General features: G+C 40.7%; 8 protein-coding genes. 5 read left to right on the forward strand and 3 right to left on the reverse strand.

All coding sequences use genetic code 11. The features are described 5' to 3' along the window. Positions 1-34: 34 nt before the first annotated feature. Together D0T56_RS09470 and porU are read right to left on the reverse strand one after the other, a co-directional pair. Entirely contained in the window at positions 35-673 is a 639-nt protein-coding gene (locus tag D0T56_RS09470) for a fumarylacetoacetate hydrolase family protein (protein WP_163319903.1), read from the reverse strand. Positions 674-954: 281 nt separating this feature from the next. Then, entirely contained in the window at positions 955-4,395 is a 3,441-nt protein-coding gene (gene porU / locus D0T56_RS09475) for a type IX secretion system sortase PorU (RefSeq protein ID WP_163319904.1), read from the reverse strand. 1,154 nt (positions 4,396-5,549) lie between these two features. On the opposite strand from porU, the gene pyrE reads away from it, so the two are divergent. The 5 genes from pyrE to serB are packed head-to-tail and all read left to right on the forward strand — an operon-like array spanning position 5,550 to position 10,630. Beyond that, a complete protein-coding gene (pyrE, locus tag D0T56_RS09480) occupies positions 5,550-6,179 on the forward strand; it encodes an orotate phosphoribosyltransferase (RefSeq protein WP_163319905.1) in 630 nt (209 codons plus the stop codon). Positions 6,180-6,203: 24 nt separating this feature from the next. Beyond that, entirely contained in the window at positions 6,204-6,632 is a 429-nt protein-coding gene (locus D0T56_RS09485) for an SRPBCC family protein (protein ID WP_163319906.1), read from the forward strand. A 6-nt stretch (positions 6,633-6,638) separates the two neighbouring features. Further along, entirely contained in the window at positions 6,639-7,973 is a 1,335-nt protein-coding gene (argH, locus tag D0T56_RS09490) for an argininosuccinate lyase (protein ID WP_163319907.1), read from the forward strand. A gap of 20 nt (positions 7,974-7,993) precedes the next feature. Beyond that, positions 7,994-9,400 carry a DUF6056 family protein gene (locus tag D0T56_RS09495; RefSeq protein ID WP_163319908.1) on the forward strand — a complete coding sequence of 469 codons (1,407 nt, stop codon included), beginning with the start codon at positions 7,994-7,996 and terminating at the stop codon, positions 9,398-9,400. Positions 9,401-9,406: 6 nt separating this feature from the next. Next, entirely contained in the window at positions 9,407-10,630 is a 1,224-nt protein-coding gene (gene serB / locus D0T56_RS09500) for a phosphoserine phosphatase SerB (protein WP_163319909.1), read from the forward strand. A gap of 63 nt (positions 10,631-10,693) precedes the next feature. On the opposite strand, the gene D0T56_RS09505 is transcribed toward serB, so the two are convergent. Further along, the gene (locus D0T56_RS09505; RefSeq protein ID WP_163319910.1) at positions 10,694-11,872 is read right to left on the reverse strand and encodes a class I SAM-dependent methyltransferase; all 1,179 of its coding nucleotides are present in this window, start codon (positions 11,870-11,872) and stop codon (positions 10,694-10,696) included.

Consider the following 11,872-nt stretch of genomic DNA (forward strand, 5'->3'; position numbering starts at 1 on the left):
TATCTATATAATTTCAATATTTCAATAAAATAGTTTAAAGTATCCGGAAATCGAGCAGTTTCCTATCTCCCATTGTTCCTATGATGTGATCGTTTATGCTTATTTCATCATTTCCGGCAGATACGTCACCCACCAGAATCAAGTCTCCTATTTTCAATGTCACATATTGGCTTATAAACGAAATTAAGTAATCTATGCCGGAAAGCATCTCTTCCGCTTCCATCCTTTGCACAATGGTTCCGTTTATATCCAAACTGACAGAGCCTGCCGGATATTGCCTGATTTCTTCTTTTGAGATAAAATCTCCTATAACGGCAGAATTATCAAATGCCACAGACAAATCTATCGGTAAACGGTCCGACTCTAATGTTTCTTTTATGTCTTTCGCAACCAAATCCAGTCCTATTGTCAATTCTTCATAATAACGGTGAGCAAACCTTTCGGCGATGTTTTTTCCCAAACGGTTTATTTTCACCACAAGTTTAGCTTTGTAACATATATTCGACGAAAAATCAGGTATGTAGAACGGCCTTCCATTACATAACAGTGATGAATCGGGCTTAAAACATATTGATGGAAAACAGCTGCTTTCTGTTGCTTGCTCTCTATCTTCTTCCGCTATTTTATCCTTATTGTATAGTTTATTACAGTTTTCGACACAAATGATCTTCATTCCAACTTAATACAGTTAACTTTCTCGTTATGCTTTTATGTAATCAGAATCAACTTGTTAGCTTCATTTTGCTTTGCCGATTTTCAGTTTGAGGAACGAAAGTGACTCAACGACAAAATACATAAACAAATTACAACTATTGATTCACATAAACGACAAATATAACAATATTTTTCATTTTATTTATCTTTCGTTTACACGATGAATTAAAATTAATAGTGATAAACTCCAAATTTAACTTTGTTTGAGGCGGGTATCCCTCATACATATTCTGTCATGATTCAATACATATCAGAAACGATAAGTTTTGCCGCTTTGCTACTTTCGGCTCCGCCGTCAACGCTTACAAATATTCGGCAGATATATATTCCGGGTTTCATCCGCATGCCGCCGGATGTTGTCAGATCCCAATCGTAATATGTTGAATTAGACACGGCATTTTCTTCATACGACCACATCTCAGCACCGTTAAGCGAATAAACCTTATACTTCACCTTCACGTTCGAACCCGGTATATTTGAAGTAAAGATAAACCGTACTTTTTCTTTTGCCGGGTTTCCGCCCAGTGTGAAACTGTATATGCTTGGTTTATAGTTATTATCCACTATAAAGTCTATCACCTCTGTTGATGAATTATTCCAGACATCCCACACTTTAAATTGAAGCTTATGTTTGCCTTCCGACAATTCGGGCAACTGATACTGTACATATCCCTCCCTTGCTGATGCTCCTTGATTCACAAAATATGAAGACAAGTTGTACTCTGTTTTGTCATTCAACAACAATGAGATATTGTGCCCAATACCATTCGACAGGTTGATACCTGTATTGTCCGACACTTTTGCATAGAATAGCGGAGTCGGGTTTACTTTTCCTCCCGACTTGAACGACTCATCGTTCAAATATAATTTTTCGATAACCGGAGACACGTTTTCTCTTGTCAAGTCTTCGTTCGTACCGTTCACTGTGTATTGGTTGAAATAACCTTTTGCACTGGCTGCATTGGTTTCGTCATGTGCATAAAAGTTCATTTTGCCATAGCCTTCCGTATACAGGATATCCATAGGTGCCACAAAGTTTATTTCGAACTCACCATTGGTTACCTGAGAAGTCCCCATGTAGATGATGTTGGAAAAATCGTTGTATGGTATAATATTTTCTTCAACCACACCTCCTTCTTTTGCGTGTCCTCTTGTTTTCAGTTTTTGTTCGTTATCAAAAACAACGGACTCTAATGTTCCATTAAAATCGGGAACAATGTTGCCTTCCATATCAACTATCTGCCCCTTGATTCTATTGTCTGACAATGCCGCAATCTTAATATCTTCGGTGGAGGCATCCAAACCGTTGATATCGGTCACTTTAACCTGATAGATATTGTCGGGTACATTGAGCCTCAACGCAGGATCGCCCAACAATAGAAATTTCAATTTATTCTCATCCTTGCTTAAAGTTGACTCACATTTTGCCCGTTGCATAATATCGCCAAGCCTCAAAGGCTTTCCATTTTCGAAATCGAACAAATGTTTTACGATTGCCGTATTCATTGTATTATTCTTCGATATCTCAACTTCCCTCACCGTAGAGAAAAGGGCAATGGCTCCTCCTTTTGTGTTTAGCAATGCCGTCTTGCCACCCGATGTAGAGTTTGAATCGAAGCGGCTATAATCGCACGTTGCGGTAATCCAAAGCGGATATTTACTATTGGTCATATCCTCAACCATGCTGTATGTCAAAAACTGCTCGTGCGCCCAATCACGTTCCGAGCCATGCCCCACGTAGTTCAACACCAAAGTGCCTTGTTCCAGCTTATCATGCATCGCTTTTTGAGCATCGGGATATCTGAAACCACTGGATGTCTGAACCCTCTCGAAGGCATCTTCATATATTTTGTTTATCACCAGCCACGGATGTTCTTTTTTCAAAGTTTCGGCATAATTATCAGAAAATTCGATATGCTGTCTTTCTGTGCTATATGAATATTTTGCCACTGCATCATCAGCCACAAAGGTGATGGTGTTTTGCCATATTCCTTTTTCCTTATTATCCATATAGCGCTCTATCTTATCCACCACCGATTTTGCCTCCGATACCGTTCTCACAGGAAGGCGCCCTACGCCTACATTCAGTTTATTTGAGCCTAATGACGTTTCTGCACTATCGTCCAAAAAACCGATATAATCGTCCGTAGTATAAGCTCCGGTCAAAGATGATTTGTTTGTATTATCAGTTTGATAAGTTAACAACATGCCCCTTTTATCGTTCGATTCCCAATGATTGGTAATGAACTTATTGTCATAACTTCCGTCGCCAAAGAGAAGTACATATTTAGGTTTTTCTTCTTCGCTTTGTGCCCTGTCGTAAAACATTTTCACGAATCGCCTGTAAGCAGAGAAGTCAGGTTTACCCGACGAAAACTCATTAAATATGTCTTCCGGCGAAATGACGATTACAGACAACTCGTCTTCGTGAAGCGATGCCAGCCGTTTAGCTTGCTCGTACAGAAGCGGTTGAGAAATGATTACCATGTCTGCTTGCGGCAGGCTATGAAGATCCTGATTATTTATTTTACCTACCATACTAGGTTTGGGAATGTCGGTTGCCGACAAATCGACCAAAGCATATTCACGGATAGAGGTGTTGGAGGCTGCAAACGACAACTCGCTTTCCGACAAAGTTGCATTCACCTTTTTCACTACGAAGTTGTCCGTCACATCCAATACCAGCATATTTGTTGTCGCATTAGATATTTTGTAGCCCAAGTTTGAGTCGGAAACCGTGCTGCGAAACAAAGTCACTGCCCCCGTAGGCTTCAAGCTACGTGTATAATTTATCCTGATATAGTCCAGATACACATTGGCGTCGGAAGCCGAACCCTGTTCGTAGTTTACCTTCACGCTTGTGTTTTCGGTTAAGGCCGATTGAGATATTGAACTATTTACAATTCTGGCCACAAGATCCGATTCTGCCACACGCACAACGTCAGACTTTGTAGTTCCCCCGTTAACACTCACATTTAGTTTTGCATTATTGACCTGTGCCTTAGCTGTAAAGCGATAAGTTATTGTGGCCGGATCGGCGGTTACGTTCTTCAACGTAAAGTTAAACGTCTGAGTTGGAAGACTCTTGAAATTTTCACCGAGAAAGCATCGTCCCGATTTATCGACATTTACCAGCTCTTTTTCGTGCAGGGCATAATCTCTAAAGGTTGTTACAATATTGCTACCCATAGGCAGTGATTCTACCGACTCCACAATGTTCGATCCCGAGCTGTTTTCGGTCACAAAATAGAACGATTCGGACGAATATGGGTGCTGTGCATGAGTAAATTCGCCGTTGCCATCGTACGTCCATTTAATATCTCCTTTACCATAAAACAAGATGTAATCTCCAACCCCGAAATTTGCGGGCGAATTGCTCATCCAAATCGAAACTTTGGGAAGATCATCAACATATCCATTTCGGAAATCTTCGTCCAGCACTTGTCCTCCATAGCCATGTATCTGTACATTGGCAGGGTTTGACAAACCCATCTTTTTCAGGTCGTCATACGTCAGTTTGTAAACCCCATCCGATTCTATTTTGATTTTATACCAATTGCCTTCCGACAATACCGAATTCTGCGCATAACGCTCTGCGGCACTTGTCTGCGCCAGTAGGCCTGCATTGGTAAACAAAAAAACTAAAGTTGATAATATTGTGTAAAAAAAAGTCCTCTTCATTATTTTCTGATATACGGAAAATTGTTACTAAAAATTAAAACAAGATTAAAAAATCTTATTAAATAACGTTATTTTGATATCCTTATTGTGCATATCCTGTAAAGTTTGACGTTGAAACCGTCTAGACTTTTTCGTTTTATTCAATTTTGTCATCCTGAGAGTATCGAAGGATCTGTTTTTTAGATGTTTCACTACGTTCAACATGACAAAAACTCAAAAATTAAGTATAATTTAAAAAGTCTAGATGACTTCGTTTATTCAATTCAGCGTGGCACGAAACAAGGCGTAAAATTGAACACCTCCCCAATCCTGCTCCAAAAGAGGGGATTTGCTCCCTCTCCTCTTCTTGTTCTTCTGGGTTTATAACCCAGAGGTTGTTATTTTCCGGATTTAAAATCCGGAGAGTAGTCAAGCATGGGATTACAAATCCCATGTGACGACAAACATAATACATATTTACATTATCATTGAGTCGCCTTCGCTCCTCTTGTTCTTCAGGGTTTATAACCCTGAAGTTATTATTTTCCGGATTTTAAATCCGGAGAGTAGTCAAGCTTGGGATTACAAATCCCATGTGACGACAAACATAATACATATTTACATTATCATTGAGTCGCCTTCGCTCCTCTTGTTCTTCAGGGTTTATAACCCTGAAGTTATTATTTTCCGGATTTTAAATCCGGAGAGTAGTCAAGCTTGGGATTACAAATCCCATGTGACGACAAACATAATACATATTTACATTATCATTGAGTCGCCTTCGCTCCTCGAACGTTGTTTCCGTCGCAACGAAGGATCTAAGACGGGAACAACCAGATTTTTCACTTCGTTCAAAAATGACAAAACCGATATGAATCTTATAACAAATGAGTTAATATCAAACTCCTAGATGCACGACGGGTAAAAATGATTCAAATAACACTTTATTTGATGCAGTATACAAAAGAAAAGAAATAAATTCAAATACGGAATTATTTTAATATAAGTCTTCTTTTTTTAATAATCGGAAAATTTTGTTCGTAAAATCATTCTCATTTATCCTAAATTTGTGGGTTTGTTGTATTATCTTTGCACAAGAAAAATAATTCGGAAAAATATCCGTTCTAAGATATGAATTTGTACACTATTTTTATACACAATAATATAGGAAAACTATGAACACTCTGGAAATTCTAACAGCCGAAAAGCTATTACGTATTAAAGCAATAAAACTTCAGCCATCCAACCCATTTACATGGGCATCTGGTTGGAAATCACCAATATACTGTGATAACAGAAAGTTATTGTCATATCCTGCAACACGCACATTTATCAAGTTGGAGTTGGCAAGTGTTATACTTGAAGCATACCCCGATGTTGATGCCATTGCCGGAGTTGCAACCGGAGCAATTGCACCGGGAGCTTTGGTAGCCGACCTGTTAGGCTTACCTTTCGTATATATCCGTTCCACACCCAAAGATCACGGGTTGGAAAACCTGATTGAAGGAGACTTGAAGCCGGGCAGCAAAGTTGTTGTGGTTGAAGACCTTGTGTCGACAGGAAGCAGCAGTTTGAAAGCCGTTGAAGCCATCCGCAAAGACGGGTCGGAAGCTATCGGTATGGTTGCAATATTTACTTACGGATTTCCTATTGCAGAAGAACATTTCAAGAAAGCGAACGTTGATTTGCGCACTTTGACAAACTACGACGCCATTCTACAAGAAGCTCTCAGGATAGATTACATCGCAAAGGATGATTTGGAAACCCTGCAAGAATGGAGAAAATCTCCTGCCGACTGGAAATAAATCATCTATTGAATACCGATCTTCATGACTGAATATACGAGCGACATAAAGACTATCCCATACACCGATGCGGATATATATAAAGTATTGTCCGATCTGAGCAAATTGGAACAATTGAAAGATAAGGTTCCGGCCGACAAGTGGGAAAAGGTGAAAGATTTTTCGTGCGATAAAGATTCCGTTACCATAACGGTTGATCCTGTGGGAAAAGTCCGCTTCCTGATAGTGGACAGGACATCCAACAATACGATAAAGTTTGAAGCCGAGCAACTTCCTTTCGCATTCAATTTGTGGATACAACTGAAACAAGTGGAAGAGCAGGACACAAAAATGAAATTGACCGTAAAGGCCGACCTGAATATGTTTTTAAAGCCTATGGTGTCCAAGCCTTTGCAAGAGGGTTTAAACAAAATGGCCGAAATGCTTTCTGCCCTGCCTTACGACAAACTATAATTTAAAATGAAACTTTGGGAAAAAAACGTACAAGTAGATAAATCCGTAGAGGCTTTCACCGTAGGACGCGACCGGGAAATGGATATTTACCTCGCAAAGCACGATGTGCTAGGCTCTATGGCTCACATCACAATGCTTGAGTCTATCGGGTTACTCACCGGTGAAGAACTGAAAATACTGCTTGCCGAACTTCGGAATATATATCAGGTGGTTGAAGACGGTAGGTTCGTCATTGAAGACGGCATCGAAGATGTACACTCCCAAGTGGAACTGATGCTCACCCGTAAACTGGGCGACATAGGTAAAAAGATACATAGCGGACGTTCCCGAAACGATCAGGTTCTACTTGATCTTAAACTGTTTACGAGAGAGCAAATTGAACATCTGGTGAATCGGATATCCGCACTTATAGATGTACTGATTGCCCAAAGCGAAAAACATAAAAATATATTAATACCCGGATATACGCATTTGCAAGTGGCAATGCCTTCGTCATTCGGGTTGTGGTTTGGAGCCTATGCCGAAAGCCTTGTGGACGATTTGCAGTTACTTCTGGCTGCATTCAAAATATGCAATCGCAATCCGCTTGGATCGGCAGCCGGATATGGTTCGTCCTTTCCTCTCAACAGGCAAATGACAACCGATCTCTTGGGTTTCGACACAATGAACTACAATGTCGTTTACGCACAAATGGGGCGTGGCAAGATGGAACGCACCGTTAGCTTCGCAATGGCTGGCGTTGCCGCCACATTATCGAAATTGGCATTTGACGCCTGTTTGTTCAACAGTCAAAATTTCGGGTTCATCAAATTGTCCGACGAATACACAACAGGGTCGAGCATTATGCCTCACAAGAAAAACCCTGACGTATTTGAATTGACCCGTGCAAAATGCAATAAACTGCAAGCATTACCTACCGAAATTACGTTGATAGCAAACAATCTGCCGTCGGGATATTTTCGTGATTTACAAATAATTAAAGAAATTTTCATCCCCGCTTTCGAAGAGTTGGAAGATTGTCTGTCGATGGTGACCAGAATGATGAACGAGGTTATTATCAACGAAAACATTTTGGACGACGACCGATATCAATATGTTTTCAGCGTGGAAGAAGTGAACAAGTTGGTGTTGGAAGGGATGCCTTTCAGGGATGCTTATAAAAAGGTGGGATTGGAAATCGAATCGGGCAAGTTTAAACATTCGGGAGCAGTGAACCACACCCATGAGGGAAGCATCGGCAACCTCTGCAACGATCGCATAGAATTATTGAAACAGCAAATTATAGATCAGTTCGATTTCAAAACCATTGAACAGGCGGAACAAAAACTTCTGGCAGTTTAAAACGAATTGAAAATCTGAAAATGAAAGGAAAAAGAGCTTTTGGTAAAACGGATTCTATTCTTTCACACTCCAAAAGCCAGACTTATCTTGTGTTTGGCTACCTTTGCCTGCTCTTTTTGCTCACCTATGCCCTCAACCTCTTATATCCCGTTTATGCCGACGATTGGAGCTATGCCTTCATATACGGCTCGGAACCATTGCAACGGGTTGACAGTCTTCATGATATTATAATTTCGCAATACAACCACTATTTTCAATGGGGAGGCCGTTCCGTTGTTCACACCATCGCCCAATTCTTAATCTGGCTGCCCCAACCTTTGAGCAAATTGCTGAACACTCTGGCTTACGTGACTTTTGTTTATTTGGTATACCGCATAGCCAATAGAGATAAAAAAACAAACGTAAAACTATTAGTGATTGTCTCCCTGCTTCTGTGGGTGCTGTTTCAAGGCTTTTTCGACGTTGCGCTATGGCTGACAGGCAGCGCAAACTATCTATGGGGAATACTTATCGTGTTGTTGTTCCTCTATCGTTATCATACTCATTTTGTTACTGATAAAACATCTGACAGTATTTTGCTGATATGCTCCTACTTTTTGTTTGGTATCGTAGCCGGATGGACGAACGAAAATATGTTCGTTGCGCAAGTTTTCTTCGTTACTTGCCTTCTATACCTCTACAAGAAAAACAGCCTGAACGTTCCCGGATGGGCAATCTCAGGTCTTATAGGATTATGTATCGGAGGCGCACTCATGCTGCTTGCTCCCGGCAACTACATCCGGTCGGCAGAAATTGCCACGAGTATGGGTTTTGATGAAAAATCGCTCATCGAGAATATCGCATACCGTATTGGCAAAATAGGCTTCAGATATGCCGTATACATTTTGCCTCTGACGCTTTTTTACTGCATACTGCTATTTATTTTTTACAAAAAAACACCTGACGGGAAAACCAAGAAAAAACACCTGCAGTCGTCCCTATTATTCGCATTATCAGCGCATATAGCTTGGCTGGCGATGGGAGCTTCGCTCATCTTTCCTCCTCGGGCTTTGTTCGGCATATTGACTTTAATGGTAATTGCTTTTGCTATTTTATATACAAATATTAACTTTGGCGAGAAAAAGATCAGATTTTTCGATACTATATTTGTCATTTTGCTTGCAATAGCATCTATTATATTCTATTTTGACAGATACAAAAACATCAGTTACATCTCCGAAAAAATGAAGGAACGTGTAATTTTTATCGAAAGTCAGAAAAAACAGGGCAACAAAGATATCTCGTTTCATGAGCTTCTGAAATTGCCCCCCAGGTTTCAATTCGAAGACCTGTCGGACAATCCGAACTATTGGCTGAATAAAATATATGCTAACTATTATGGGATAGACTCGGTGAGGGTTGTCCCGAATGATAAGAACAAAAATTGATATACAATGGAAGAAATGGAGATAATCACAGTGGCCGTATCGGGGGAAGACAAACCCGGTGTTACGGCTGCCTTGACAAGCATTCTGGCAAAACACGAAGCTAACATACTCGATATAGGGCAGGCAAACTTGCATCATGCTCTTTCGTTGGCTATTATCTTCGAAACCAAAGCGGGAAAATCGGGCGATATTCTGAAAGATTTACTTTTTAAAGCTACAGAACTGGGAGTTATCATCCGTTTCACACCCATAGGTAGGGAACAATATTCGGGATGGGTAAACCTGCAAGGTAAAAACCGATTCATTATCACCGTCTTAGGGCGTCAATTGTCGGCAGGTCAAATTTCTAAAGTAGCCGATATTATATTGAGTAAAAAACTAAATATAGAAGGTATCAAACGATTGACAGGACGAGTTCCCATCGAAATGAAGTCACGCCCCAACAGGTCGTGCATCGAGTTTTCGATAAGAGGCAACATAGAAGAACCATCCGAAATGAAGAAAGAATTTATGGATCTTTCTTCTGAATATGGTATCGACATTGCCTTTCAGGAAGAAAGCATGTACCGACGGATGCGCCGTTTGATATGTTTCGATATGGATTCGACTCTTATCCAGACGGAAGTGATTGACGAACTTGCCGAACGTGCCGGAGTGGGCGACGAAGTGAAGGCTATCACGGAAGCTGCTATGCGTGGCGAACTCGACTTTTCGGAAAGTTTCAAAAAACGTGTCAGCCTGCTAAAAGGCTTGGACGAATCGGTGATGAAAGAAATTGCCGAAAATCTGCCTATCACCGAAGGAATGGTGAGATTGATAAGAATACTGAAAAAAAGCGGCTACAAAATTGCCATCCTGTCGGGGGGATTCACCTATTTCGGAAACTATTTGAAAGACAAATACGGCTTCGATTATGTATATGCCAACGAACTGGAAATTGTTAACGGAAAGCTGACGGGCAACTACGTTGGCGACATTGTAGACGGAAAACGCAAAGCTGAATTGTTGCGGTTGTTGTCGCAAGTGGAAAAAGTGGATTTGAAGCAGACGGTTGCCGTTGGCGACGGCGCAAACGATTTGCCGATGCTTTCGATAGCCGGCTTGGGTATTGCTTTCCATGCGAAACCTAAGGTTAAGGCAAATGCCAAGCAATCGCTTTCGACCGTAGGTCTTGACGGTATATTGTATTTCCTTGGGTTTAAAGACTCTATGATGGAGGGTGATTATTAACAATATACATCGCTCACCCGACCTGCCCAAAAGGCAGGAGCATTGGAGTGTTAAAAAATTATTTCAGGCTTTACGACAAAGTATCAAAACTTTTGAACTATCATACAAGGTGGTGGCAAAGATATAATCTTCGCCGCCATCTTTCATTTTCAGCCTTTTGCGAAGTTCGTCCACGCTCACCGGAAAATTACGGATGGCAATATTAGCCTTATCCAATCCACCGATATATTCTTTTATCTCCCTCTTGTTCAACGAGAAAGGCGTCATTACCTTAAAACGTCTTCCGGGAAAATCTTCATGCAATTTGCTGGATGTATATAAATGGCTGTTGGCATGAAACTTTTTCAACCCATACCTTTCAGCCACAACTTTGTATGCACCCGCCTTCATGACCGAAGCATTGGGTTCGTACAGATAATGCCCGATCTGTGATGTATACTCACAATGCGCAGATAATTCTTCCTGTTTTGTAAACGAAAATTCATCGGTTCCGTTATCATTTTTTATATTGACACAATGATACATCACCTCCGATAACGAGGCGTTTGTCTTTTTCACAAGCAACAACTCCTTACACTCATTTTTATGACTGATGACATACACATCCGATACGTTGGTCACACTTTCCAAAGCCAGAGAAATATCGAGCATTGGCGACAATTTTATGACAATAATGTCGGATTTTTGGTTCAAAATATCATCAATTTCGGCAATATTCGGAGAACAATCCTCTATTTTTACCGTTTTTCGACCTTCCGTGTCTCGCCTTGCCGGATCAATGTAAATAGTATCCACATGATCCATTTCATTCAGATAAGCCACACCATCCTCGTTCAGAACGGTAACACCATCAATGCCTAATGTATTGAGATTTTTTCGGGTGAGATCAGACAAATATGGTTGGGATTCTACATAAACCGAATGTTTGTAGTTACGTGCCAGAAAAGAAAAATCGACCCCCATGCCACCCGTCAGGTCTACGAAAGAATCTCCCCCGAAAAGTTTCGCCTTGTATGATGCCGTAGCCTCGGAAGACGATTGCTCCAACGAAAGGTGTTTCGGATATACAATATCTTTATTTGCATACCACGAGGGAGTCTTTTCCTTTGCAATACGACGTCCTTTTATTTGTTGAACGGCAAAAGGAATATCTATATCGGGATATCGTGCCGATTGAAGTATAAGTTTCTGCAAATCATCATTTTCATGCTCCAGAACAAAAGCCTGCATCAATGGTGTCAT

Origin of the sequence: Dysgonomonas sp. 520 (genome assembly GCF_010501095.1) — a bacterium.
In the GTDB taxonomy this organism is placed as follows: Bacteria; Bacteroidota; Bacteroidia; order Bacteroidales; family Dysgonomonadaceae; genus QVMP01.

Bases quoted from the DNA above. Each gene is read 5' to 3' on its own strand.
- D0T56_RS09470 (WP_163319903.1), bottom strand. From the start codon at position 673: ATGAAGATCATTTGTGTCGAAAACTGTAATAAACTATACAATAAGGAT.
- D0T56_RS09505 (WP_163319910.1), bottom strand. From the start codon at position 11,872: ATGACACCATTGATGCAGGCTTTTGTTCTGGAGCATGAAAATGATGAT.
- argH (WP_163319907.1), top strand. From the start codon at position 6,639: ATGAAACTTTGGGAAAAAAACGTACAAGTAGATAAATCCGTAGAGGCT.
- D0T56_RS09495 (WP_163319908.1), top strand. From the start codon at position 7,994: ATGAAAGGAAAAAGAGCTTTTGGTAAAACGGATTCTATTCTTTCACAC.
- pyrE (WP_163319905.1), top strand. From the start codon at position 5,550: ATGAACACTCTGGAAATTCTAACAGCCGAAAAGCTATTACGTATTAAA.
- D0T56_RS09485 (WP_163319906.1), top strand. From the start codon at position 6,204: ATGACTGAATATACGAGCGACATAAAGACTATCCCATACACCGATGCG.
- serB (WP_163319909.1), top strand. From the start codon at position 9,407: ATGGAAGAAATGGAGATAATCACAGTGGCCGTATCGGGGGAAGACAAA.
- porU (WP_163319904.1), bottom strand. From the start codon at position 4,395: ATGAAGAGGACTTTTTTTTACACAATATTATCAACTTTAGTTTTTTTG.